We start from the raw sequence: 24,218 nt of genomic DNA on the forward strand, positions 1-24,218 counted from the left end.
ACCCGTACGCGCACGGGCATCCCTACGCGCCGAGCGGGCAGCACCCGTACGCCCCGCACCCCCGGCCCCCGTACCCCCCCGCAGCAGCCCTACGGGGGCTGACCCCCGGGCGGTACCGGCGTCCGGCGGCGTCAGGCGACCGCGCTCAGCGTGTCCGCGAGGCGCCGTCGGGCCGCCCGGGCCGCGGGCAGGGCGGCCAGCGCGCCGGCGCAGAGCACCGCCGCCGCGCCGAGCAGCACCATGAGGATCGCGGAGGGCCCCTGGGCGATCCCGGAGCCGATGCCGCTGGACCTGCCCTGGGCGTCGATCAGCCACCGGGCGAGGGGCAGGCCGAGGGCGATGGCGGCGAGGACGGCCACCAGGGCCGTGAGGCCGGTGGCCGTGACGGTGATCGCCGTGATCTGCCGAGGGGACAGTCCGATGGCCTTCAGCGCCAGCAGGTCCCGTTCGCTCTCCCGGACGGTGCCGCCGATCGCGGTCAGCAATTCGATGAGCCCGATAAGGGCCAGGACGGCGATCAGCCAGGCGACGACCGCGCGCAGCGGGGACAGTCCGTCCGCCGGGTTGGCCACCCGGTGCACGTCCAGATGGCCGCGCCCCGCCGCGGCGAGCCGGTCGGCGACCTCCTGCGGGTCGGCGCCGGGGTCCAGGCGGAGCTCGTAGAGGGTCGGGCGGAGCCCCGGGTTGTTCTCGCGGAGGGTGTCGAGGGAGGTGGAGATGACCCGGCCGGCGTTCTCCGGCTCGATGCTGCGGCCCACGATGTGCAGGATCTGCGGCTGGTCACCGACGGTCATCCGGACCCAGTCACCCACGCGCACGTCCAGCAGGTCGAGCAGCCCCTGCCCGGCCACGGCCTCGTCGGCGCCGAGGGCCGGACGGCCCTCGGCGAGGGTGTAGGGGTAGGGGTCCTGCCGGGTGCCGAGGCCGCGCAGCGCGATCGTCGCGGTCTGGCTCGGACCCAGGGAGGCCGTCTCGACGCCCGGGTAGGCGGCGGCCACCTCCGGGTCGCTCTCCAGGAGGGAGCGGGCCTGCCGTTCGCCCACACCGGCGTCGGCGCGGACGCTGAGCGTGGTGGGCAGCCCGATCTGCTCGGGCTCGCTGTGGAAGCGGTCGAGAGTGGTCCAGGCGCTCATCGCCACGACGATCAGCAGCAGGGGCAGTGTGAGCCGGGCGACGGTGGCCAGGGACCGGGGGCGGCGGGTGAACGCCCGGTGCCATCCGAGCACCAGCGCGGGCGGAATCCGCATGCCGAGGGCCCGGCGCGCCACGCCGGACAGCCGTCCCCCCGAGGTCGCGGCGGATCTCGGCACCGGTACCGGCGGTACGCGCCCGGCCCGCCAGGCGGCCAGCCCGGTGGTCGCGCCGATGAACAGCACCGCGCCCACCGGCACCACGAGCAGCGCCGCGGTGTGGCCGGGCAGCCCCTGCCACACGCCGACCGCGTCCCCGAGCCGCCCGGGGATCCTGCTGCCCAGGGCCTCGGCCAGAGCGGCGGCGGCCAAGGCGCCCAGCAGGGCGTAAGCGAGGTGCTGGAGCAGGAAGATGCGGACCACCTGGCCGGGGGTGAAGCCGATGGCCTTCAGGACGGACAGGTCGCGCAGGTGTCCGCGGATGCGGGTGCCGATCGCCCCGTGCACGGCGAGTCCGGCCGCGACCAGAGCACCCAGCCCGAACAGGCCCAGCACCTGACCGAGCAGCCGGTTGTCGCCCTGCGCCTCGGCCCGCGCCTGCTGCCAGGTGGAGACCTCGCCGATCGCCCCGGAGCCCAGCACCGTCACCGCGCGCTGGACGATGTACGACGTGTCGCCCGGGTCCGTCAGCCGCAGCCCGATCACCTGGCCGCCGGGGTCCGGCACGGCCGACGGCAGTGCCCACACCAGGCCCGGCTGCTCACCGGGCCGGTAGCGCGGCTCGGCGCTGTCGGCGAGACCCACTACGGTCAGCTCGCGGGCGGTGCCGGGCACGTCGAGGGTGTCGCCGGGCCCGGCCAGCAGGGCACGGGCGAGGCGGCTCTCCAGGACCACACCGTTCGGATGCGCCGGGGCCGGCCAGTGCCCGGAGACCAGCGGCGGGCGGCCGTCGGATGATCCTTCCGGCATGCCCCGCAGCTCGACGGCGGCGCGGCTGCCACGCGCGGAGACGGTGGTGGCGGCGCTGGGGTAGGGGCCGACGACGGATGCCACGCCGTCCAGATCGGCCAGCTTCCCGGTGTCGGCCGCCGTGTCGGTGTGCAGCCACACGTGCGCGCCGTGCGACTGCGTGAAGACGCGCTGCCAGGGGTTGGTCGCGTAGCCGAACAGGGCCGTGGCCAGCAGCAGGGAGGCGACGATGCCGGCGGTGGCGAGGACGAGGAACAGCGCCTCGCCGCGGTGCGTGCGCAGATCGGAGTGGGCCCAGCGCAGGGTGGCTCGCATACGGGTCAGCCCTTCCGGGGATCGTCGTGCACCCGCATGTCAGTCCTTCAGCTCCAGCACACCGGATATGCCGGAGCGGCGCGGCGGGGTGGTGCCGCCGTCGAGCGCCGCGTCGTCGGCGATCTTGCCGTCGAAGAAGCTGATGACCCGGTCCGCTGCGCTCGCCAGCCGGGCGTCATGGGTGACCAGCACGATCGTCTGGCCGCGCTGGTGGAAGCGGGACAGCAGCCGCATCACCTCACGGGTGCCCTTGCTGTCGAGGCTGCCCGCGGGCTCGTCGGCCAGCAACAGCGGCGGGTGGTTGACCAGGGCCCGGGCCAGGGCGACGCGCTGCTGCTCACCGCCGGACAGCTCGCCCGGCATGCTGCGCTCCTTGCCCGTCAGGCCCAGCTCGGCCAGCAGCGCCTCGCGCTCGGTGCGCGCCTGCTTCGGCGGGGTCCCGGCGAGCAGGGCGGGCAGCTCCACGTTGTCGGCGACGGACAGGTTCGAGACGAGGTTGAAGAACTGGAAGACGATGCCGATGCGCTTCCTGCGCTCCACCGCCCAGCGGGCCTCGCCGTAGGTGTCGGTCGGCTCGCCGTCGAGCCACAGGTGGCCCGCGTCCGGCCGCTGGAGTCCGCCGAGCAGATGCAGCAGCGTCGACTTGCCCGCGCCGGACGGGCCGGTGATCGCCACGAACTCGCCCTGCCGTACGCACAGGTCGACCCCGCGCACGGCGTGGGCCGGGGCACCCTCGCCGTGGTGGGTCTTCACCAGCCCCTCGGCGCGCAGCACAGGAGCGGGACGCTCGTCGCTCACTCCAGCTCCTCCAGCTCTTCCTGGCACCGCTCCAGCCAGTCGAGGTCGGCCTGCAGGTGCAGCATCGCGCCCTCGATCAGCAGATGGGCGATGCGGTTGTCGCGGTCTTCGGCGGCGGCCAGCTTCGACATCTGCCGCATGGTGTTCAGGTACTGGCGCCGCTGCTGGTTGATCAGGGTGATCTGCTCGGCGAGGCCGGTCTGCGGAGCGAGCGCCAGCTTCATGAAGAACTCGTCCCGCACCCGCGGCTCGTCCTCGGGCTCCTCGAACCAGGCGCGCAGCGCCTCCCGCCCGGCGTCGGTGAGGTGGTAGACCTTTTTATTGGGCCGGCTGGACTGCGCCACATCCTCGCCCTCGATCAGTCCCGACTTCTCGAGGCGACCGAGGGTCACATAGATCTGGCCGACATTCGGCTGAGGGTACGCGGAGCCCAGCAGTTGCTCAAGGTCCTGCTTGAGCTCGTAGCCGTGGGCGGGTCCGCGGGCGAGGAGGGCCAGGAGGGGCAGGCGCACGCGTGCAGTCCTCCTGTCCGGTCCAATGTGCTCCAGGCCCTAGTATCGCCCATACCTAACAGGTATACATGGCCTCTGATTCCGGGCAAGGGTGCCCAGCGCCGGTGTACAGGGAGGAACCTATGCGGTGGATCCATGCCGCGGGTAGGGGCCTCCTCGTTCTCGTCGTGGTCCTGACCGGCTACGTCGCCGCCGGAGCGCAGGCGGGCGAGCCCTCCCGGGGCGGCCGCGGGCCGCTCACCCTGGCCACCGCGGGGGACCTCACCGGCTATCTCGGCCCTCTGCTGCAGGGCTGGAATCGTACCCACCCCGGTGAGAAGGTGACCCTCGTCGAGCTGCCGGACTCGGCCGACGAGACCCAGGCCCAGATGATCACCGATCTGCGCGACGGCGACCGCAGCCGGTTCGACGTGCTCAACATCGACGTCAACTGGACCCCGGAGTTCGCCGCGGCGGGCTGGATCAGGCCGCTGCCCCGGGACCGTTTCCCCCTGAAGACCTTTCTCCAGCCGGTCGTGGACACGGCGACCTACGACGGGCAGCTCTACGCCGTCCCGTACGTCACCAACGCCGGCCTGCTGCTGTACCGCAAGGACGTCCTCGCGAAGGAGGGCGTCGCACCGCCGCGCACCTGGGCGGAGCTGGAGCGGTACGCGAAGACCATCGCACCGAAGCACGGCCTCGACGGCTACGCCGGGCAGTTCCTGCCCTACGAGGGCCTCACCGTGAACGCGGCCGAGGCCGTCTACTCGGCGGGCGGCTCGATCCTCGGCGACGAGGGCGAGCGCGTCACCGTCGACTCGGCGGCGGCCCGCGAGGGCATCGGGTTCCTCGCGCGCGGGGTGCGCGAGGGCTGGATCCCCAAGGAAGCGCTGACGTACAAGGAGGAGGAGTCCAAGCAGGCCTTCCAGGACGGCCGGCTGCTCTTCCTGCGGAACTGGCCGTACGCCTACGTCGGTGCCTCCGCCCCCGGTTCGAAGGTCGCCGGGAAGGTCGGTGCCGTACCCCTGCCCGGGCCCGACGGGCCGGGGACCAGTGTCCTCGGCGGCTCCAACCTGGCCGTCAGCGCGCATGCGCGCCACCCGGACTCGGCGGCCCGCCTGATCGCTTACCTCACCAGTGAGCGCGTCCAGCGGCAGGTCCTCACGCGCGGCGCGCTGCCGCCGGTGCGGGCCGATCTCTACCGGGATCCCGCGCTGATCCGCAGGTTCCCCTACCTGCCGACCCTGCGGACGAGCGTCCTCGCGGCCGAGCCGCGCCCCAAGAGCCCCCGGTACGGCCAGGTGAGCCTGGTGGTGCAGGCGGTCGTGCACGACGCGATGACGGGGCACCAGACGCCCGCCGCGGCGGTGCGACGACTGGCGCGAGAGCTCGCCGTGATCTCGCGCGGCTAGCGCTTTCTACGACCCTTCCTACTTACTTGTTAGGTAACGCGGGCATCTCATCTCACTGATAATTGCCCCGGTATGCCCATATTTGGGCACCCCAACCGCTCGATATCTGCTGTCTTTTCATTGACACCCTCTCGACACGTCTACTTAACATGCATGCATAACCGCTGCCCTCCTCAGAGACAGGTCGATCGGTTGAACAGGCACCACTGGTGGCGTGACGCAGTGATCTATCAGGTGTACGTCCGCAGCTTCCTCGACAGCACCGGCGACGGCATCGGCGACCTCGCCGGCGTCCGGGCCGGACTGCCGTACCTCAAGAAGCTCGGCGTCGACGGAATCTGGCTGAGCCCCTTCTATCCCTCGCCGCAGCACGACCACGGCTACGACGTGGCCGACTACTGCGACGTCGACCCGCTCTTCGGCGACCTCGACGAGTTCGACCGGCTGGTGGGGGCCGCGCGGCGGCTGGGCATCAAGGTGCTGCTCGACATCGTCCCGAACCACTGCTCCAGCGAGCACCCCTGGTTCCGCGAGGCGCTCGCCGCCCCCGCCGGCAGCCCGGCCCGGGCCCGCTTCCACTTCGCCGACGGCCGCGGTCCGGACGGCGCCGAGCCGCCCAACAACTGGCACGCCATGTTCGGCGGCCCGGCGTGGAGCCGGGTCACCGAGCCGGACGGGACGCCCGGCCAGTGGTACCTGCACATGTTCACGCCCGAGCAGCCCGACTGGAACTGGCGCGACCCAAAGGTCGCCGCCGAGTTCGACCGGGTGCTGCGTTTCTGGCTCGACCGGGGGGTCGACGGCTTCCGCATCGACGTCGCCGCCGGCCTCTACAAGCACCCCGAGCTGCCCGACTCCGACGACCCGGAGGCCGACGCCCGCACCCGCGACTCGGTCAACCCGCTCGCCTGGAACCAGCCCGAGGTGCACGACGTGTGGCGCCGCTGGCGCTCCATATGCGAGGAGTACACCCAGCGCGACGACCGCGAACGCCTCCTCGTCGGCGAGGTGTCCGTCCCGACCGCCCGCGAGCACGCACGGTACGTCCGCCCCGACGAACTGCACCAGGCGTTCTTCTTCGACCTGCTCAGCGCCTCCTGGGACGCCGACGCCTTCCGCAAGGTCATCTCGGAGGCCATGCAGGACATCGCCGGAACCGGCTCGACCGTCACCTGGGTCCTCAACAACCACGACCAGGTCCGCACCGTCACCCGCTACGGCGAGGCCGCCACCGAGGGCAGTGGCCTCGGCGCCGCCCGCGCCCGCGCCGCCGCGCTGCTCATGCTGGCCCTGCCCGGCGCCGCCTACATCTACCAGGGCGAGGAGCTCGGGCTGCCGGAGGTCGTCGACCTGCCCGACGACGTGCTCACCGACCCGATCTTCCGCCGCACCGGCAGCCGCGCCCGTATCCGCGACGGCTGCCGTGTGCCCCTGCCCTGGTCGGGCCAGGCCTCACCGTTCGGCTTCACGCCCGGCGTGGAGAGCGCCAAGCCCTGGCTGCCACAGCCGGAGTACTTCGCCGAGTACGCCACCGACCGCGCCCTCGCCGACACCCGCTCCTTCTGGCACCTGTACCGCGACGGCCTCCAACTGCGCGCCGCACTGCCCCAGTTGGGTGAGGGCGCACTGCGCTGGCTGGACGCCCCGCCCGGCGTCCTGGCCTTCGAACGCGGCGACCTGGTGTGCGCCGTCAACTTCGGTACGGCCCCCACCCCCGCGCCGGTCCCCGGCGCCCCCCTGCTCGCCAGCGGCCCCTGCCCGCCCGGAGTGCTCTCCGGCTCGACGGCCGCCTGGTGGATCCGTTCCTGAACGACCCACGAGAGCACGTCCCGCAAGCGAACGCTTCGCAAGTCAACTCCCCGAAGGGACATCAACGATGATGCGACGACGTACCACCCTGCTCACCGGCTGCACCGCCCTCTCCCTGGCGCTCGGCGCGACCGCCTGCGGCGGCGGACCCGTCTCGGCCGGCGGTGGCGACAAGGCGCTCAGCGGCCAGTCGGTCACCGTGGCCGGCGTCTGGTCCGGCACCGAGCAGAAGAACTTCCAGAAGGTGCTCGACGCCTTCACCGAGAAGACCGGCGCCAAGACGCAGTTCACGTCCACCGGCGACAACGTCTCCACCGTCGTCGGCAGCAAGATCGAGGGCGGCAACGCCCCCGACGTCGTGATGGTCCCGCAGGTCGGCGTCCTCAAGCAGTTCGCCCAGAAGGGCTGGCTCAAGCCGCTGTCGAAGAAGACCGAGCAGGCCGTCGACGCCGGGTACGCCCCCGTGTGGAAGAAGTACGGCAGCGTCGACGGCACCCTCTACGGCCTGTACTTCAAGGCCGCTCACAAGTCGACCGTCTGGTACAGCCCCGACGCCCTCCAGCAGGCCGGTGTGAAGCCCCCGAAGAGCTACGACGACATGCTCAAGGCCGGGCAGACCGTGTCCGACTCCGGCCTCGCCGCGTTCTCCGTCGCCGGGCAGGACGGCTGGACCCTCACCGACTGGTTCGAGAACGTCTACCTCTCCCAGGCCGGCCCCGAGAAGTACGACGCCCTCGCCGCCCACAAGCTGAAGTGGACCGACGCGTCCGTCGTCGACGCCCTCACCACGCTCGGCAAGCTCTTCAAGGACAAGCAGCTCATCGCGGGCGGCCAGAAGGGCGCCCTGAACACCGACTTCCCCGGCTCGGTCGAGAAGGTGTTCGGCCCGGAGCCCGAGGCCGGCATGGTCTATGAGGGCGACTTCGTCGCCGGTGTGGCCAAGGACCAGTTCGGCAAGAAGGTCGGCCAGGACGCGAACTTCTTCCCGTTCCCGGCCGTCGGCGGCGGTGAGGCGCCGGTCGTCAGCGGCGGTGACGCAGCCGTCGTCCTCAAGGACGGCAAGAACCAGAAGGCCGCCCAGGCCCTCCTGGAGTACCTGTCGACACCCGAGGCCTCCGCGGTGTGGGCCGAGGCGGGCGGCTTCCTCTCCCCGAACAAGAAGGTCGACCTCGCCTCCTACGGCGACGATGTCACCCGCGCCACCGCCAAGTCCCTCGTCCAGGCCGGGGACTCGGTCCGCTTCGACATGTCCGACCAGGCCCCTGCTGCCTTCGGCGGCACGAAGGGCGCCGGCGAGTGGAAGCTCCTCCAGGACTTCCTGCGCGACCCGTCCGACCCGAAGGGCACCGCGGCGAAGCTGGAGGCCGCGGCGGCCAAGGCGTACCAGGACTGATACGCGATGACAGCGACCCTCGTGAAAGAGACGAGTTCCCCACCGCCCGGCCCGGTCGCCGACCGCACCCGGCGACTGCGTCGGCGGGGGAAGATCATCGCCCTGCTGTTCGTGCTGCCCGCACTGCTGCTGCTCGGCGCGCTCGTCGTCTACCCCGTGCTGTTCAGCATCGGCCGCAGCTTCTTCGACGCCTCGGGGACGAGCTTCGTCGGCGGCGACAACTACGCCGAGATGTTCCGTGATCCGGCGACCCTCAAGGCCGTCCGCAACACGGCCATCTGGGTCGTCATCGCCCCGGCCCTGCTCACCGGCCTCGGGCTGATCCTCGCCGTGCTGGTGGAGAAGGTCCGCTGGGCCACGGCCTTCAAGCTGCTCCTCTTCATGCCGATGGCCGTCTCCTTCCTCGCCGCCGGCATCATCTTCCGGCTCGCCTACGACGAGGACCCCGACAAGGGCGTGCTCAACGCCGCGGTCGTCTCCGTCCACGACGCCTTCAAGGGGGAGTCCTCCTACCCGACGGCCCGGGCGCGCGACGCCCACGGCCTGACGAAGGAGAAGGACGGCTCGTACCGCACGAGCACGAGCGTGGCGCCCGGGGACGCGGTGGCGCTGGGCCTGGTCGGCGTGCAGCCCGACGATCTGCCGGGCGGGGCCGAGTCGGCGTACGCGGCGGCGGGGCGCAAGGCCGGCCCCGACGAACTGCGCGGTGTCGTCTACCTGGACTTCACGCCCGGCGGCGGAGGGGAGCAGGGCAAGGTCGACCGGCGGGAGAGCGGACTGCCCGAGATGAAGGTCGAGGCGGTCCGCGACGGCGAGACGATCGCCACGACCACCACGGCCGCCGACGGCTCCTTCCGCTTCCAGGGCCTCGCATCGGGCTCCTACGAGGTGAGACTGCCGTCGTCGAACTTCGCCCAGCCCTACGAGGGCGTCTCCTGGCTCGGGCCGGCGCTCGTCACCCCGGCGATCATCGGCGCCTACCTGTGGATCTGGACCGGCTTCGCCATGGTGCTGATCGGGGCGGGCCTGTCGACGCTGCCGCGGGACGCCCTGGAGGCGGCGCGGATGGACGGCGCGAACGAGTGGCAGATCTTCCGGCGTATCACCGTGCCGCTGCTGGCGCCGGTGCTGTCGGTCGTGTTCATCACCCTCGTCATCAACGTGATGAAGGTCTTCGACCTCGTCTACATCATCGCGCCCGGCCCCGTGCAGGAGGACGCGACCGTCCTCGCGACGCAGATGTGGCTGGTGTCGTTCGGCGGCGGCAACAACCAGGGGCTCGGCAGCGCCCTCGGCGTACTCCTGCTGCTGCTGGTCGTCCCGGCCATGGTGTTCAACGTCCGCCGCTTCCGAAGGAGTCAACGATGAACGCGGTTCGGCGCGGGTTGGGCAACGGGGCCGTCCAAGCCTTTCTGGTGCTGATCGGCCTGGTGTGGATGACGCCCCTGGCCGGGCTGTTCCTGTCCTCGCTGCGGTCCGCCGAGGACACGGCCAAAGGCGGCTGGTGGACGGTGTTCTCCAGCCCCGGGCAGCTGTCCTTCGACAACTACTCGTCGCTGCTGGGGAACGCCGGGATCACGCAGGCGTTCTGGAACACGGTGCTGATATCGGTGCCGACGACGGTTCTGGTCGTGGTGATCGCGGCACTCGCGGGGTACGCCTTCGCGTGGCTGGACTTCCCCGGGCGGGAGACGGTCTTCCTGGTCGTCGTCGCGCTGCTGGTGGTGCCCGTGCAGATCGGACTGCTGCCGGTCGCGAAACTCTTCGGGCAGCTGGGCCTGTTCGGCACGATCCCCGGTGTCGTCCTCTTCCACGTGGCCTACGGCCTGCCGTTCGCGGTGTTCCTGCTGCGGAACTACTTCGCCGAGATGCCGAAGGAGATGCTGGAGGCGGCGCGCATGGACGGGGGCAGCGAGTGGCGTATCTTCACGCGGCTGGTCCTGCCCGTCGGGCGGCCGGCGATCGCTTCCCTGGCCATCTTCCAGTTCCTGTGGGTGTGGAACGACATGCTGGTGGCGCTGCTGTTCGCGGACAGCGCCTCCCAGCCGCTGACCGTGGAACTCCAGTCCCAGATACGCCAGTTCGGAAGCAACATCGATGTTCTGGCGCCCGGGGCGTTCGTGTCCCTGGTCGTCCCTGTCGTCGTGTTCTTCGCGTTCCAGAGGCACTTCGTGCAGGGCGTGATGGCCGGGTCGGTGAAGTAGCACATGCGTTCCGGGCCCCCACTCCGCTACGGAGTGGGGGCCCGAGGACGTTCACGGTGATGCCGGCGGATACAGCGAACGCGGCAGTTGGGAAGCCGCCGCGCCGTCCAGCAGCCACAGGGTCCGGCTCCTGCCGTACGCCCCCGCCGCCGGTGCCTGGATCTCCCCGGCTCCCGAGAGGGCGATCGCCGCGGCCTGGGCCTTGTCCTCACCCGCGGCCAGGAGCCATACCTCCCGCGCCGCCCGGATCGCCGGCAGGGTCAGCGTCACACGGGTCGGCGGGGGCTTCGGCGCGCCGTGGACGCCGACGACCGTACGCTCCGTCTCACGTACCGCCGGCAGCTCCGGGAACAGCGACGCCACATGCGTGTCCGGGCCGACGCCCAGCATCAGCACGTCGAACGTGGGCACGGGCCCGTGGTTCTCCGGGCCCGCCGCCGATGCCAGCTCCTCCGCGTAGGCGGCAGCCGCCGCGTCCACGTCGGTGCCGTGCGGCCCGTCCGACGCGGGCATCGCGTGCACCCGCTTCGGATCGAGCGGCACCGAGTCGAGGAGAGCCTCCCTCGCCTGGGTGACGTTGCGCTCGGGGTCGCCCTCGGGCAGGAACCTCTCGTCACCCCACCACAGGTCGAGCCGGCTCCAGTCGATGGCGTCCCGGGCGGGCGCGGCGGCCAGCGCGGCCAGCAGGCCGTTGCCGTTGCGGCCGCCCGTCAGGACCACGGACGCCGAACCCCGGGAGGCCTGCGCGTCCACGATCCTGGTGATCAGCCGGGCCGCCGCGGCCTGCGCCATCAGCTCCTTGTCGCGGTGGACGACCAGCTGCGGTGCCGTACTCACTTCGTCGTCGCCTTCCGTACCGGTTCCAGTGCGGGCGGTTCCTGCCTCACCGGTTCCTCCGCCGCCGCTTGTGAAGCGGGTGCTTTCGCAGCCGCTTCAACGGGAGCGGGGAGGGCGAGTCGTGCTCGCCCGTCACTTTTGGGCTCTCCGCGTTCTCCTTTGGCGACCGAGTCCCCGGGGACCCGCGGCGCCGGAGCCGACCAGGACGACTTCAGCCGGTCCACCCCGTACCGCAGCGCCGACGCGTACGTGTCGTCCGGGTCCAGCCGCCGCAGCTCCTCCGCCATCAGCTCGGCGGTCTCCCTGCGCTTGAGCGCGACGGCCCGGTCCGGCTGGCCCTCGATGGAGAGCGTCGCGAGCGAGCCGTCGGCCCGGTCCAGCTTGATCGGCCCGCAGTTGGTGTCCATCCGGACCGCCGTCAGACCGGGGCCGCTGGACAGCGAGCGCTTCACGGGCACGTCCAGCCGGTCCGCGAGCCACATCGCCAGCAGCTCACAACTGGGGTTGAACTCCTCGCCCTCCACCTCGACGGCCCGCACCTCGCAGGTGACCTGGTCGAGGGCCGCCGCCAGCATGGAACGCCAGGGCGTGATGCGGGTCCAGGACAGGTCCGTGTCGCCGGGGGTGTAGGCCCGGGACCGGGTCGCCAGGTCCCGTACCGGCTGCTCGGAGGCGTACGTGTCGGTGACGCGGCGCTGCGCGAGGGCACCCAGGGGGTCCTTCGCCGGGTCGAGTGGCGCGTTCACCGGCCACCACACCACCACCGGGGCGTCCGGCAGCAGCAGCGGCAGCACCACCGACTGGGCGTGGTCCGCGACCTCGCCGTACAGCCGGAGCACGACCGTCTCGCCGGTGCCCGCGTCCGCGCCGACCCGGACCTCCGCGTCCAGACGGGACTGCGTGCGGTCGCGGGGCGAGCGGGAGACGCGCTTGATGACCACGAGCGTGCGCGAGGGATGCTCGTGCGCGGCGTCGCTCGCGGCCCTCAGCGCGTCGTAGGCGTTCTCCTCGTCCGTCACGATGACCAGCGTGAGGACCATGCCGACCGCCGGAGTGCCGATCGCCCGGCGGCCCTGCACGAGCGCCTTGTTGACCTTGCTGGCCGTGGTGTCCGTGAGGTCTGTCTTCATGGCCGGCGCCAGCTCCGTCCGTGTCGCTCGAGCATTTCGTCCGCCTCTACGGGCCCCCAGGTACCGGCCGCGTACTGGGCTGGCTTGCCGTTCTTGTCCCAGTACTCCTCGATCGGGTCGAGGATCTTCCAGGACAGCTCGACCTCCTCGGTGCGCGGGAAGAGGTTCGAGTCACCGAGCAGAACGTCCAGGATCAGACGCTCGTACGCCTCCGGGCTGGACTCCGTGAAGGACTCGCCGTACGCGAAGTCCATCGACACGTCCCGGATCTCCATCGAGGTGCCCGGCACCTTCGAGCCGAAGCGGACCGTGACGCCCTCGTCCGGCTGGACGCGGATGACGATCGCGTTGGAGCCGAGCTCCTCGGTGGCCGTGGAGTCGAAGGGGGAGTGCGGGGCCCGCTGGAAGACGACCGCGATCTCCGTCACGCGGCGGCCCAGCCGCTTGCCGGTGCGCAGGTAGAAGGGGACGCCCGCCCAGCGGCGGTTGTCGATCTCCAGCTTGATCGCGGCGTAGGTGTCGGTCTTCGAGGAGGCGTCGATACCGTCCTCGTCGAGATAGCCGATCACCTTCTCGCCGCCCTGCCAGCCGGCCGAGTACTGGCCGCGCACGGTGTCGCGGCCCATGTCCTTCGGCAGCCGCACGGCGCCGAGCACCTTCGTCTTCTCGGCGGCCAGCGCGTCCGCGTCGAAGGATGCCGGCTCCTCCATGGCCGTCAGGGCCAGCAGCTGGAGCAGGTGGTTCTGGATGACGTCACGGGCGGCGCCGATGCCGTCGTAGTAGCCGGCCCGGCCGCCGATGCCGATGTCCTCGGCCATGGTGATCTGCACGTGGTCCACGAGGGACCGGTTCCAGATCGGCTCGAACATCGTGTTGGCGAAGCGCAGCGCCAGGATGTTCTGGACGGTCTCCTTGCCCAGGTAGTGGTCGATGCGGAAGACCTGGTCCGGGGCGAAGACCTCGTGGACGACCTTGTTGAGCTCCTCGGCCGAGGCGAGGTTGTGACCGAACGGCTTCTCGATGACCGCGCGCCGCCAGGATCCGCCCGTCTGGTCGGCCAGCTGGTGCTTCTTCAGCTGCTGGATGACCACGGGGAAGGCCGACGGCGGCACCGACAGATAGAAGGCGAAGTTGCCACCCGTGCCCTGTGCCTTGTCGAGCTCCTCGATCGTGGAGCGCAGCCGCTCGAACGCGTCGTCGTCGTCGAACGTGCCCTGCACGAAGCGCATGCCCTGGATGAGCTGCTGCCAGACCTCTTCGCGGAAGGGCGTGCGGGCGTGTTCCTTGACCGCGTCGTGCACCTCCTGAGCGAAGTCCTCGTGCGCCCACTCACGGCGGGCGAAGCCCACCAGGGAGAAGCCCGGCGGCAGCAGACCCCGGTTGGCGAGGTCGTACACGGCGGGCATGAGCTTCTTGCGGGACAGGTCGCCCGTGACGCCGAAGATGACCAGGCCCGACGGCCCCGCGATACGCGGGAGCCGTCGGTCCGCGGGGTCACGCAGCGGGTTGCTGCTCGACACCTGTTCAGCCCTCCGAGGGGGCGAGGCGCTTGAGCTCGGCCTCGGTCGACTTCAGCAGGTCGGTCCAGGACGCCTCGAACTTCTCGACGCCCTCCTCCTCCAGCAGCCGGACCACGTCGTCGTACTTGATCCCGAGCTTCTCGACCGCGTCGAGGTCGGCGCGGGCCTGCTCGTACGTGCCGGCGACGGCGTTGCCGCGGATCTCGCCCTGCTCCTCCGTGGCGAACAGCGTCGCCTCCGGCATGGTGTTCACCGTGTTGGGAGCGACCAGCTCGTCGACGTAAAGGGTGGCCTTGTACGCCTTGTCCTTCACGCCGGTGGACGCCCACAGCGGACGCTGCTTGTTGGCGCCCGCCTTCTCCAGGGCGCTCCAGCGGTCCGAGGAGAAGACCTCCTCGTACGCCTGGTAGGCCAGCCGGGCGTTGGCGACGCCGGCCTTGCCGCGCGCGGCCTTGGCCTCGTCGGTGCCCAGCGCGTCGATCCGCTTGTCGATCTCGGTGTCCACGCGGGACACGAAGAACGACGCCACGGAGTGGATCTGCGACAGGTCCAGGCCGCGCTCCTTGGCCTTCTCCAGACCGGTCAGGAACGCGTCCATGACCAGGCGGTAGCGCTCCAGGGAGAAGATCAGCGTGACGTTGACGCTGATGCCCAGGCCGATGGTCTCGGCGATGGCCGGGATGCCCGCCTCGGTCGCCGGGATCTTGATGAGGGTGTTGGGCCGGTCCACCAGCCAGGCGAGCTGCTTGGCCTCGGCGACCGTCGCCCGCGTGTTGTGCGCCAGGCGCGGGTCGACCTCGATCGAGACCCGGCCGTCCTGGCCACCGGTGGCGTCGAAGACCGGGCGCAGGATGTCGGCGGCGTCACGGACGTCCGCCGTCGTGATCATGCGGATGGCCTCTTCGACCGTCACCTTGCGGGCGGCGAGGTCGGTCAGCTGCGTGTCGTAGCCGTCGCCCTGCGAGATCGCCTTCTGGAAGATCGACGGGTTGGTGGTGACGCCCACGACGTGCTGCTGGTCGATCAGCTCGGCGAGGTTGCCGGACGTGATCCGCTTGCGCGACAGGTCGTCCAGCCAGATCGCCACGCCTTCCTCGGAGAGGCGCTTCAGTGCGTCTGTCATGGAAATTCCATCTCCTACGTGTCGTATATGAGCGTCAGCGCTGAGCTGCGGCGATCGATTCCCGCGCGGCGGCGGCCACGTTCTCGGGAGTGAAGCCGAATTCGCGGAAAAGGACCTTGCCGTCGGCCGAAGCACCGAAGTGCTCCAGGGAAACGATGCGGCCGGCGTCCCCCACGTACTTGTGCCACGTGAGACCGATACCGGCCTCCACCGCGACACGGGCCCGGACGGACGGCGGCAGGACGCTGTCCCGGTACCCCTGGTCCTGCTGCTCGAACCACTCCACCGACGGCATGGACACGACGCGCGTGGGCACGCCGGCGCCCTGGAGCTGCTCGCGCGCCTCGACGGCGACGTGCACCTCCGAGCCGGTGGCGATCAGGATGACCTCGGGCTCGCCGCCGTCGGCCTCGAACAGCACGTAACCGCCGCGCGCGGCATCCTCGTTGGGCTCGTACGTCGGCACACCCTGACGCGTCAGCGCCAGGCCGTGCGGCTGCCCCTTGCCGAACTCCTTCGTCCAGCGCTTGAGAATCTCGCGCCAGGCGATGGCGGTCTCGTTGGCGTCGGCCGGGCGCACGACGTTCAGGCCCGGGATCGCGCGCAGCGCGGCCAGGTGCTCGACCGGCTGGTGGGTCGGGCCGTCCTCGCCGAGGCCGATGGAGTCGTGCGTCCACACGTACGTCACCGGCAGGTGCATCAGCGCCGACAGCCGCACCGCGTTGCGCATGTAGTCCGAGAAGACCAGGAACGTGCCGCCGTAGATCCGGGTGTTGCCGTGCAGCGCGATGCCGTTCATCTCGGCGGCCATCGCGTGCTCGCGGATGCCGAAGTGGATCGTGCGGCCGTACGGGTCCGCCTCCGGCAGCGGGTTGTCCGCCGGGAGGAAGGAGCTGGTCTTGTCGATCGTGGTGTTGTTGGAGCCGGCCAGGTCCGCCGAGCCGCCCCACAGCTCGGGGATGACCCCGCCGAGGGCCTGCAGCACCTTGCCGGAGGCGGCACGCGTGGCCACGCCCTTGCCGACCTCGAAGACCGGGATCTTCTCCTCCCAGCCCTTGGGCAGCTCACCCTTGGCGACGCGGTCGTACTCGGCCGCACGCTCGGGATTGTTGTCCCGCCACTGCTGGTAGGCCTTCTCCCACACCGCGCGGGCCGCCTGGCCCCGCTCCAGAGCCTTGCGGGTGTGCGTGATGACCTCGTCGGAGACCTCGAAGGACTGCTCCGGGTCGAAGCCCAGGACGCGCTTGGTCGCCGCGACCTCGTCGTCGCCGAGCGCCGAGCCGTGCGCGGCCTCGGTGTTCTGCGCGTTCGGGGCCGGCCAGGCGATGATCGAGCGCATCGCGATGAACGACGGCTTGTCCGTGACGGCCTTGGCCTTCTGGATCGCCTCGAAGATCGCGGCCGGGTCCAGGTCGCCGTCGGCCTTCGGCTCGACGCGCTGCACGTGCCAGCCGTAGGCCTCGTACCGCTTTGCCGTGTCCTCGGAGACGGCCGTCTCGGTGTCGCCCTCGATCGAGATGTGGTTGTCGTCCCACAGCAGGATCAGGTTGCCGAGCTTCTGGTGGCCCGCGAGGGACGAGGCCTCGGAGGAGATGCCCTCCTGAAGGCAGCCGTCACCGGCGATGCAGTAGATGAAGTGGTCGAACGGCGACTCGCCCTCGGCGGCCTCCGGGTCGAACAGACCGCGCTCGTAGCGGGCGGCCATCGCCATGCCCACCGCGTTGGCGACACCCTGGCCGAGCGGCCCGGTCGTCGTCTCCACACCGGTCGTGTGCCCGTACTCGGGGTGGCCGGGGGTCTTCGAGCCCCAGGTCCGGAAGGACTTCAGATCGTCCAGCTCCAGGCCGAAGCCGGCCAGGTACAGCTGGGTGTAGAGGGTCAGGGACGAGTGGCCGGCGGACAGCACGAAGCGGTCCCGTCCGACCCAGTCGGCGTCCGCCGGGTCGTGCCGCATCACCTTCTGGAAGAGGGTGTAGGCGGCAGGCGCCAGGCTCATCGCCGTACCCGGATGGCCGTTACCGACCTTCTGTACGGCATCGGCGGCCAGGACACGCGCGGTGTCGACGGACCGCTGGTCCAACTCGGTCCACTCGAGGTCTGTGGTGGTCGGCTTGGTGCTCACCCTGGGTCAGGGCTCCTCTCCACATGTCGGATGCCGGTGTATCGGGGCGCCCACCGGCCGCAGCCGAGCCTACCCCCGTGGGACGTGCGTTTTTTCGAGTCACTCCAGAGTGCCGGGACGGATCCCGATCCGCTTCCTGACTGGGCCGTAGCGCATTCGACAGGTGAATACGGAGCCGCTCATCCGGGCGCTCAATCGAGCTTCGGCGCGCCCTTCGGAAGGCGCCCGCCAACACGAGTCGACCCCCGCGAATGTCCGAGTCTGGGCAACGTCTAAAGTGGCGTGGTACGCGCGAGCCTTTACCGGGACTTCACAGCGGTGAGGCTTGCTGGGATGTCTCTGTAGGGGTGTGCGTGACGGCCGTTGAATCCCGTCCAGCGGGGATGACCGGGACGGACCAGAGCCCGGCCCACCGGCCGCTCGGGGCCCGTGTCATGGCATTCGTGGCTCTCACCAAGCCGCGGATCATCGAGCTGCTGCTGATCACGACGGTGCCGGTGATGTTCCTGGCGCAGCAGGGCGTGCCCGACCTGACGCTGGTGCTGCTGACGTGTCTCGGCGGCTACATGTCCGCGGGCGGCGCCAACGCGCTCAACATGTACATCGACCGCGACATCGACGCGCTCATGGACCGCACCTCGCAGCGCCCGCTGGTCACCGGAATGGTCAGCCCGCGCGAGTGCCTGGCCTTCGGCATCACGCTGGCCGTCGCCTCGACGCTGCTCTTCGGCCTCACCGTGAACTGGCTGAGCGCCTGGCTCGCGCTCGGCGCGCTCCTCTTCTACGTCGTCGTCTACACGATGATCCTCAAGCGCCGTACCTCGCAGAACATCGTGTGGGGCGGCATCGCCGGCTGCCTGCCGGTGCTGATCGGCTGGTCCTCGGTCACGAACTCGATGTCGTGGGCGCCGGTCATCCTCTTCATGGTCATGTTCTTCTGGACGCCGCCGCACTACTGGCCACTGTCCATGAAGGTCAAGGAGGACTACGCGCGCGTGGGTGTGCCGATGCTGCCGGTGGTCGCCTCCAACAAGGTGGTCGCCAAGCAGATCGTGATCTACAGCTGGGTCATGGTCGGCGTCTCGCTCCTGCTGACCGCGCTGGGCTACACCGGCTGGTTCTACACCTCGGTCGCGCTGCTGGCGGGCGGCTTCTGGCTCTGGGAGGCGCACGGTCTGCAGAACCGCGCGAAGGCGGAGGTGACGGGCGTGAAGCTGAAGGAGATGCGCCTGTTCCACTGGTCGATCACCTACGTGTCGCTGCTCTTCGTGGCGGTCGCGGTCGATCCCTTCCTGCGCTGACACCCTGACGTACGTCACAGGCCCCTGCCCTCGCCAGTCGATCTACCGATGAGTAGCATCCTGGCCATGGCAGACACGCAGCAGGTTGACCCGAAGGCCGAGCGCAAGGTGGCCCGGCTGGCCAAGCAGATCTCCTCCTTCTCGAAGGCCCACGGCGGCGCCGAGGGCCAGGTCGCCTACCTCGGCGAGCGTGGCGCCCGCATCGTCCTGGTCGGCGAGGACGGCAACTGGGGCGACCTGGTCGCCCCGTCCCACGAGATCGCCGAGAAGGCCGTGGAGAAGTCGGGCATCACCCGCCACGAGTCCTTCGACGGCGAATTCGCCGCGAAGGTCAAGACGGGCCGCTACGAGTGGACGCGCATGGCGGGCATCCAGGTAGGCGGCCCGAAGAACGGCTGAGCGACTGGCCTTTTGTTTCTCGGGGGCGCGGGGCTGTATCGATGTGCGGCTCCGCCGCGTGGGCGCGATCAGCCACGGGCAACCCGCGGCCGCCCGCACACCCGCAGCCCTCACCGGGACCGCGACCTCGAACCCGGTTCACCCGTTAGGACCCGTGAGAGCAACAGGGTCCACACCGGGAGGCCCGGATGATCGAAACGCCGTCCTTAGTGGACCAGTACTGCCACGGAGTGCTGCGCACGGAACTGGGCCTCGGCACCTTCGAGGCCCACCTCAGCCGCACCGAGGGCCCACCCGCCCCCGGCACCACCCTCTTCGACACCCAGACCGGCTTCGCCGTGCGGCGCTGGTGCCCGCCCCTGCTCGGCCTCGAACCCCACTGCGCGCCCGCCCGCTACCTGGCCCGACGCCGGGAACTGGGCGTCCTGGAGTCCGGCCGCCGCCTCCTGCGCGGCAGCGGCATCACGACGTACCTGGTCGACACCGGCCTCCCCGGTGATCTGACCGAACCCGGCGAGCTGGCCGGCGTGGGAGCGGCGGAGGCCCGCGAGATCGTGCGCCTGGAACTCCTCGCCGAGCAGGTCGCCGACACCTCCGGAACCGTCGAGTCCTTCCTCGCCAATCTCGCCGAGTCGGTGCACACGGCCGCCGCGAACGCCGTCGCCTTCACCTCGGTCGCCGGCGTAGGGCACGGCCTCGCGCTCGCGCCGGAGCCGCCCGGCCCGGGGGAGGTGCGCGGCGCGGCGGGCCGCTGGCTCGCCGGGCGAGGCGTCGGCGGGGAGCTGAGCGACCCGGTGCTGCTACGGCATCTGCTGTGGAGCGCCGTCGCCTCGGGGCTGCCGCTCCAGCTGCACGCGGGGCTGGGCGGGCCGGGGCTGCGGATCGACCGTACGGACCCGGTGCTGCTGACGGACTTCGTACGGGCCACCGCCGGTCTCGGCACGGACCTGGTGCTGCTGCACGGCTATCCGTACCACCGGCAGGCCGCCCATCTCGCCGGGGTCTTCCCGCACGTCCACGTCGACTGCGGCGCCGCCCTGGTCCGCACGGGCGCCCGGGCCGCGACCGTCCTCGCGGAGATCCTGGAGCTGGCCCCCTTCGGCAAGATCCTCTTCTCCACCGGCGCGCAGGGGCTGCCCGAACTGCACGTGGTGGGGGCCCGGCTGTTCCGTGAGGCCCTCGGGCGGGTGCTCGGTACCTGGGTCGCCGAGGGCGCCTGGTCACTGGCCGACGCACAGCGAGTGGCGGGCATGCTGGCGTCGGGGAACGCACGCAGGGTGTACGGGCTCGACTAGGGGCTGTTCGTCCGGCTCAGGCCGCAGGAAACGGACAGACCCTAGGCCTTGGTCAGGGTGGCCTCGGCGGTGGGCCCGGGCAGGTCCACAGCGGCCTCCGGCCGCTCGCGCAGCGACAGCACCACCCGCAGCACCCAGATCCACATCACGGCCGACCCCAGCATGTGCAGGCCGACCAGGACCTCGGGCAGGTCCGTGAAGTACTGGACGTATCCGATGACGCCCTGCGCGAGCAGGATCAGGAACAGTTCGCGGGTGCGGTTCAGCGGGTTCCCCGGCGCGTCGACCGCCTTGAGGACGAACCACAGGGCGAACGTCAGCGTCACCACGATCCACGCCAGCACGGCGTGCAGCTTGCTCACCGTCTCCCAGTCGACCGGCATCCGCTCGACCTCGCTGGAGTCGCCCGCGTGCGGGCCCGCGCCGGTGACGACCGTGCCGACCAGGATGAGCAGGACGGCCGCCGCGACCAGGAACCACACCAGCTGCTGCACGGCCTTGCCGACCAGCGGTCGCGGCGCCGCGTCACCCTCCCGGGTGCGCTGCCACATCACCGTGGCCACCGCGATCAGCGCCGACGTCGCCACGAAGTGGGCCGCGACCGTGTACGGGTTGAGTCCGACCAGCACCACGATGCCGCCGAGCACGGCGTTGCTCATCACGATCCAGAACTGCGCCCAGCCCAGCCGCACGAGGCCTCGCCGGTAAGGCTTCTGCGAGCGCGCGGCGATGATCGCCCAGCCGACGGCCGCGCACAGCACGTACGTCAGCATGCGGTTGCCGAACTCGATGGCGCCGTGGAAGCCCATCGCACTGGTGGCGGTGAGCGAGTCGTCGGTGCACTTGGGCCAGGTCGGGCAGCCCAGGCCCGAGCCGGTCAGGCGTACGGCGCCGCCGGTGACGACGATGATCACCGACATCAGCAGTGCGGTCAGCGCCGCGCGCCGGACCGTCCGGGGTTCCGGGGTCCAGCGCTCGGCGATGAAGGCGAGCGGGTTGCGCAGGGCGGCCTGGGCGTCGGCGCGGGTCACGTGTGGCACGCGAACCATCGTAGGCCGCCGCTTGTGCATGCGTTCACGAGGGTCCGTCACAGGGCACCGTCCTACTCCCAGCGGAAGAACTTCCCGGCCGCCGCCAGGCCCACGACCGCCCACACGGCCAGGATCCCGAGGTCGCCCCAGGGCATCCCGGCGCCGTGCTGGAGCACGTCCCGCAGCCCGTCGGACAGCGCCGCGATGGGCAGCAGGCCGAGGACGTCCTGCGCGCCGGAGGGGAACTTGTCGAGCGGCACGACGACCCCGCCGCCCACGAGCAGCAGCAGGAACACCAGGTTGGCCGCGGCGAGCGTCGCCTCGGCCTTCAGCGTCCCGGCCATCAGCAGGCCCAGCCCCGAGAAGGCCGCCGTACCGAGGACCAGGAGCAGCGCGACGGCGACCGGATTGCCCCGCGGCGACCAGCCGAGGGCGAAGGCGATCACCGTCAGCAGGATCACCTGGAGGATCTCGGTGACCAGGACGGACAGCGTCTTCGCCATCATCAGGCCCCAGCGGGGCAGGGGCGAGGACGCGAGCCGCTTCAGCACGCCGTAGCGGCGCTCGAAGCCGGTGGCGATGGCCTGGCCCGTGAACGCGGTCGACATCACGGCGAGGGCGAGGATGCCCGGCGCGAGGAAGTCGACCGCCTCGCCGGCGCCGGTGTCGACGATGTCCACGGTGCTGAAGAGCACCAGGAGCAGGGTCGGGATGACGACGGTCAGCAGCAGCTGCTCGCCGTTGCGCAGCAGCATCTTCGTCTCGAGGGCGGCCTGGGCCGCGATCATGCGGGGGAGTGGCGCCGCGCCGGGCTTCGGCGTGTACGTCCCCGTGCCGGTGGCGGTCATGAGCGCGGCTCCTTGCCGGTCAGCTCCAGGCTGTGCTTTCCCGGGGGGCGACGCCCGGGCCCCCGGCCGACCTCCGTGTGAGGCGGAATCATGCGCGCAGCTCCTTGCCGGTCAGCTCCAGGCTGTGCTTTCCCGGGGGGCGACTCCCGGGCCCCCGGCCGACCTCCGTGTGAGGCGGAATCATGTGCGCAGCTCCTTGCCGGTCAGCTCCAGGCTGTGCTTTCCCGGGGGGCGACCCCCGGGCCCCCGGCCGACCTCCGTGTGAGGCGGAATCATGAGCGCAGCTCCTTGCCGGTCAGCTCCAGGAAGACGTCCTCCAGGGTGTGCCGCTCCACCGAGATCTTCTCCGGCATGACACCGTGCTGGGCGCACCAGGAGGTGACCGTGGCGAGCAGCTGGGGGTCGACCTTGCCGGCGACCCGGTAGGAGCCCGGTGTCAGCTCGGCGGCCGAGCAGTCGGCGGGCAGGGCCTTCAGCAGCGAACCGACGTCGAGGCCCGGCCGGCCCGTGAAGCGGAGTGTGTTCTCGGCGCCGCCGCGGCACAGCTCCTCGGGGGAGCCCTGGGCGATGACCCGGCCGGCGTCGATGATCGCCACGTCGTCCGCGAGCTGCTCGGCCTCGTCCATGTAGTGGGTGGTGAGGACGACGGAGACACCGTCGGCGCGCAGGTCGCGCACGAGGTCCCAGGTGGCGTGGCGGGCCTGCGGGTCGAGTCCGGCGGTCGGCTCGTCGAGGAAGACCAGTTCCGGCCGTCCGACCACGGCCATGGCCAGCGCGAGCCGCTGCTGTTGCCCGCCGGACAGCCGGCGGTACGTCGTACGGCCGCAGGAGCCGAGGCCCAGCCGCTCGATCAGCGCGTCCACGTCCAGGGGGTGCGCGTGCAGTCGGGCCACGTGGCGGAGCATCTCGTCGGCCCGGGAGCCCGAGTAGACGCCGCCGGACTGGAGCATCACGCCGACGCGGGGCCGCAGCTCCCCGGACTGCCTCACCGGGTCGAGGCCCAGGACGCGCACCGTGCCGGAATCCGGCTTCCGGTACCCCTCGCAGGTCTCGACCGTGGTCGTCTTGCCCGCCCCGTTGGGACCGAGCACGGCGGTCACACCCGTCCGGGCCACCAGGTCGAGCCCGTCCACCGCGGTCTTCGTGCCGTACCGCTTCACCAGGGCCTGGACCTGGATCACGGGCTCACTTCGCATGGGTCCAAAGTCTAGGGAGGCGGGCCGGAGCTCAGACCGGCGGGTGGCGGAATTCCTCATCACGGGGCCGGTGGACCGCCAGCCACTGCTCGGCGTAGGCCACCGCGTCCGCCACCGGGAACAGCCGCGCCTCGGCCGCGCCGACCTTTCCGCGCACCACGGGGCGGTCCCGTTCGAAGTCGTAGCCCAGCTCGTCGAAACGGTCCGAGCTGATCGACACCTCGGTGACCGTTTCCCAGCCCTCCGGCCCCGGCCGGCCCACGGCGACGCGCGGGGACGGTATCCGGTACTCGGCGAGGTGGAAGCTCGTGCAGGAGGCGTAACCGGCGCCGAGCAGCAGCACCCGGGCGCCCATCGCCTCCAGCTTCGCCAGCGGGCTGCGCTCACCGAGCCGGCAGTCGGGCGCATGCCCGTCGAGCACCTCCGCCGCGCGGGGGCCGAGCGCCGCGAACGAGGTCTGCGGATGCGCGCTGCGCAGGGCGCCGGGCCAGGTGCGCACGGTCTCGGGGACCACGCCGACCCCGCGGCTGGGTGTGATCCGCGGGTCGTAGGCGGGCATGGTGGCCCGGATGGCCGCCCACCATTCCGGGGGCACGGGCGGGTTGCTCCACAGGGCCGGGTCGGACAGGTCGCCGGTCTGGGTGGGGACCACGAGCGTGCCCTCCGGGCCGAGCGCGTCGAGCAGTCCCTGTACCACCGCGACGGCGCCGCCGTTGACCCAGCCGAGGGCGCTGAGCGAGGAGTGCGCGAGGAGGGTCTCGCCGGGGCTTACCCCGAGTTCGCCGAGCTGCGTCCGGAGCGTCTCGCGCGTGACAAGAGGGCCGGTCGGAGGGGGTGTGGGCATGGTTGTGGAGTGTCCCCGATGCGGCTGCCCCATGCCACCGGTTTGATC

20 protein-coding genes are annotated in these 24,218 nt (G+C 71.1%); 8 read left to right on the plus strand and 12 right to left on the minus strand.

Annotation, left to right across the window (positions count from 1 at the left end; genetic code table 11):
• Window positions 1–131: 131 nt before the first annotated feature.
• The 3 genes from FDO69_RS10580 to FDO69_RS10590 are packed head-to-tail and all read right to left on the minus strand — an operon-like array spanning window position 132 to window position 3,724.
• Window positions 132–2,414 carry an ABC transporter permease gene (locus FDO69_RS10580; RefSeq protein WP_104779512.1) on the minus strand — a complete coding sequence of 761 codons (2,283 nt, stop codon included), beginning with the start codon at window positions 2,412–2,414 and terminating at the stop codon, window positions 132–134.
• 39 nt (window positions 2,415–2,453) lie between these two features.
• Window positions 2,454–3,212 carry an ABC transporter ATP-binding protein gene (locus tag FDO69_RS10585; RefSeq protein ID WP_104779513.1) on the minus strand — a complete coding sequence of 253 codons (759 nt, stop codon included), beginning with the start codon at window positions 3,210–3,212 and terminating at the stop codon, window positions 2,454–2,456.
• A complete protein-coding gene (locus FDO69_RS10590; RefSeq protein WP_104779514.1) occupies window positions 3,209–3,724 on the minus strand; it encodes a PadR family transcriptional regulator in 516 nt (171 codons plus the stop codon). The genes FDO69_RS10585 and FDO69_RS10590 overlap by 4 nt, the downstream gene beginning before the upstream one ends.
• A 122-nt stretch (window positions 3,725–3,846) precedes the next feature.
• On the opposite strand from FDO69_RS10590, the gene FDO69_RS10595 reads away from it, so the two are divergent.
• From FDO69_RS10595 to FDO69_RS10615, 5 genes are all read left to right on the plus strand, one after another.
• Window positions 3,847–5,118 carry an ABC transporter substrate-binding protein gene (locus FDO69_RS10595; RefSeq protein WP_104779515.1) on the plus strand — a complete coding sequence of 424 codons (1,272 nt, stop codon included), beginning with the start codon at window positions 3,847–3,849 and terminating at the stop codon, window positions 5,116–5,118.
• 153 nt (window positions 5,119–5,271) lie between these two features.
• Complete coding sequence (locus tag FDO69_RS10600; protein WP_170320862.1) at window positions 5,272–6,927, plus strand: glycoside hydrolase family 13 protein; 1,656 nt, start codon at window positions 5,272–5,274, stop codon at window positions 6,925–6,927.
• A gap of 67 nt (window positions 6,928–6,994) precedes the next feature.
• A complete protein-coding gene (locus tag FDO69_RS10605) occupies window positions 6,995–8,320 on the plus strand; it encodes an ABC transporter substrate-binding protein (protein ID WP_104779517.1) in 1,326 nt (441 codons plus the stop codon).
• Window positions 8,321–8,326: 6 nt separating this feature from the next.
• Entirely contained in the window at window positions 8,327–9,688 is a 1,362-nt protein-coding gene (locus FDO69_RS10610) for a carbohydrate ABC transporter permease (protein ID WP_104779518.1), read from the plus strand.
• The gene (locus FDO69_RS10615) at window positions 9,685–10,524 is read left to right on the plus strand and encodes a carbohydrate ABC transporter permease (protein WP_104779519.1); all 840 of its coding nucleotides are present in this window, start codon (window positions 9,685–9,687) and stop codon (window positions 10,522–10,524) included. The genes FDO69_RS10610 and FDO69_RS10615 overlap by 4 nt, the downstream gene beginning before the upstream one ends.
• A gap of 51 nt (window positions 10,525–10,575) precedes the next feature.
• Here the strand turns inward: FDO69_RS10615 and pgl are convergent, their stop codons facing one another.
• Genes pgl through tkt form a run of 5 tightly spaced genes read right to left on the minus strand, consistent with a single transcriptional unit; the run spans window position 10,576 to window position 17,256 of the window.
• Complete coding sequence (gene pgl, locus FDO69_RS10620) at window positions 10,576–11,361, minus strand: 6-phosphogluconolactonase (RefSeq protein WP_104779520.1); 786 nt, start codon at window positions 11,359–11,361, stop codon at window positions 10,576–10,578.
• Window positions 11,358–12,491 (minus strand): glucose-6-phosphate dehydrogenase assembly protein OpcA, encoded by a 1,134-nt coding sequence (gene opcA, locus FDO69_RS10625; protein ID WP_104779521.1) that lies wholly within the window; start codon window positions 12,489–12,491, stop codon window positions 11,358–11,360. Before opcA ends, pgl begins: the two co-directional genes overlap by 4 nt.
• Window positions 12,488–14,011, minus strand: coding sequence for a glucose-6-phosphate dehydrogenase (zwf, locus tag FDO69_RS10630; protein ID WP_104779522.1), 1,524 nt, complete (start codon window positions 14,009–14,011; stop codon window positions 12,488–12,490). Before zwf ends, opcA begins: the two co-directional genes overlap by 4 nt.
• Window positions 14,012–14,015: 4 nt before the next feature.
• Window positions 14,016–15,134, minus strand: a complete 1,119-nt coding sequence (gene tal / locus FDO69_RS10635; RefSeq protein ID WP_104779523.1) for a transaldolase — start codon at window positions 15,132–15,134, stop codon at window positions 14,016–14,018.
• Window positions 15,135–15,168: 34 nt separating this feature from the next.
• The gene (tkt, locus tag FDO69_RS10640) at window positions 15,169–17,256 is read right to left on the minus strand and encodes a transketolase (protein ID WP_104779524.1); all 2,088 of its coding nucleotides are present in this window, start codon (window positions 17,254–17,256) and stop codon (window positions 15,169–15,171) included.
• A gap of 383 nt (window positions 17,257–17,639) precedes the next feature.
• Between tkt and FDO69_RS10650 the strand changes: the two genes are divergently transcribed.
• The 3 genes from FDO69_RS10650 to FDO69_RS10660 all read left to right on the plus strand — a co-directional run bounded on the left by FDO69_RS10650 (window position 17,640) and on the right by FDO69_RS10660 (window position 20,251).
• Window positions 17,640–18,557 (plus strand): heme o synthase, encoded by a 918-nt coding sequence (locus FDO69_RS10650; RefSeq protein ID WP_170320863.1) that lies wholly within the window; start codon window positions 17,640–17,642, stop codon window positions 18,555–18,557.
• Window positions 18,558–18,623: 66 nt separating this feature from the next.
• The gene (locus FDO69_RS10655; protein ID WP_104779526.1) at window positions 18,624–18,956 is read left to right on the plus strand and encodes a hypothetical protein; all 333 of its coding nucleotides are present in this window, start codon (window positions 18,624–18,626) and stop codon (window positions 18,954–18,956) included.
• Between the two features lie 188 nt (window positions 18,957–19,144).
• Window positions 19,145–20,251, plus strand: a complete 1,107-nt coding sequence (locus FDO69_RS10660) for an amidohydrolase family protein (protein ID WP_104779527.1) — start codon at window positions 19,145–19,147, stop codon at window positions 20,249–20,251.
• Between the two features lie 41 nt (window positions 20,252–20,292).
• Here the strand turns inward: FDO69_RS10660 and FDO69_RS10665 are convergent, their stop codons facing one another.
• The 4 genes from FDO69_RS10665 to FDO69_RS10680 form a co-directional block, all read right to left on the minus strand.
• Complete coding sequence (locus FDO69_RS10665) at window positions 20,293–21,300, minus strand: COX15/CtaA family protein (protein ID WP_104779528.1); 1,008 nt, start codon at window positions 21,298–21,300, stop codon at window positions 20,293–20,295.
• A gap of 53 nt (window positions 21,301–21,353) precedes the next feature.
• Window positions 21,354–22,130, minus strand: a complete 777-nt coding sequence (locus FDO69_RS10670; RefSeq protein ID WP_104779529.1) for an ABC transporter permease — start codon at window positions 22,128–22,130, stop codon at window positions 21,354–21,356.
• Window positions 22,131–22,402: 272 nt separating this feature from the next.
• A complete protein-coding gene (locus FDO69_RS10675) occupies window positions 22,403–23,326 on the minus strand; it encodes an ABC transporter ATP-binding protein (RefSeq protein WP_104779530.1) in 924 nt (307 codons plus the stop codon).
• 31 nt (window positions 23,327–23,357) lie between these two features.
• A complete protein-coding gene (locus FDO69_RS10680) occupies window positions 23,358–24,170 on the minus strand; it encodes an AAC(3) family N-acetyltransferase (protein WP_104779531.1) in 813 nt (270 codons plus the stop codon).
• Window positions 24,171–24,218 lie beyond the last annotated feature (48 nt).

It is taken from the genome of Streptomyces tibetensis, assembly GCF_007655005.1.
In the GTDB taxonomy this organism is placed as follows: domain Bacteria; phylum Actinomycetota; class Actinomycetes; order Streptomycetales; family Streptomycetaceae; genus Streptomyces; species Streptomyces tibetensis.

Coding starts and splice junctions, on each gene's coding strand:
- FDO69_RS10600 (WP_170320862.1), top strand. CDS start 5,272: ATGCATAACCGCTGCCCTCCTCAGAGACAGGTCGATCGGTTGAACAGG.
- FDO69_RS10675 (WP_104779530.1), bottom strand. CDS start 23,326: ATGCGAAGTGAGCCCGTGATCCAGGTCCAGGCCCTGGTGAAGCGGTAC.
- FDO69_RS10670 (WP_104779529.1), bottom strand. CDS start 22,130: ATGACCGCCACCGGCACGGGGACGTACACGCCGAAGCCCGGCGCGGCG.
- FDO69_RS10580 (WP_104779512.1), bottom strand. CDS start 2,414: ATGCGAGCCACCCTGCGCTGGGCCCACTCCGATCTGCGCACGCACCGC.
- FDO69_RS10655 (WP_104779526.1), top strand. CDS start 18,624: ATGGCAGACACGCAGCAGGTTGACCCGAAGGCCGAGCGCAAGGTGGCC.
- tal (WP_104779523.1), bottom strand. CDS start 15,134: ATGACAGACGCACTGAAGCGCCTCTCCGAGGAAGGCGTGGCGATCTGG.
- FDO69_RS10680 (WP_104779531.1), bottom strand. CDS start 24,170: ATGCCCACACCCCCTCCGACCGGCCCTCTTGTCACGCGCGAGACGCTC.
- FDO69_RS10660 (WP_104779527.1), top strand. CDS start 19,145: ATGATCGAAACGCCGTCCTTAGTGGACCAGTACTGCCACGGAGTGCTG.
- FDO69_RS10605 (WP_104779517.1), top strand. CDS start 6,995: ATGATGCGACGACGTACCACCCTGCTCACCGGCTGCACCGCCCTCTCC.
- FDO69_RS10610 (WP_104779518.1), top strand. CDS start 8,327: ATGACAGCGACCCTCGTGAAAGAGACGAGTTCCCCACCGCCCGGCCCG.
- FDO69_RS10665 (WP_104779528.1), bottom strand. CDS start 21,300: ATGGTTCGCGTGCCACACGTGACCCGCGCCGACGCCCAGGCCGCCCTG.
- FDO69_RS10615 (WP_104779519.1), top strand. CDS start 9,685: ATGAACGCGGTTCGGCGCGGGTTGGGCAACGGGGCCGTCCAAGCCTTT.
- FDO69_RS10595 (WP_104779515.1), top strand. CDS start 3,847: ATGCGGTGGATCCATGCCGCGGGTAGGGGCCTCCTCGTTCTCGTCGTG.
- FDO69_RS10650 (WP_170320863.1), top strand. CDS start 17,640: ATGACCGGGACGGACCAGAGCCCGGCCCACCGGCCGCTCGGGGCCCGT.
- opcA (WP_104779521.1), bottom strand. CDS start 12,491: ATGAAGACAGACCTCACGGACACCACGGCCAGCAAGGTCAACAAGGCG.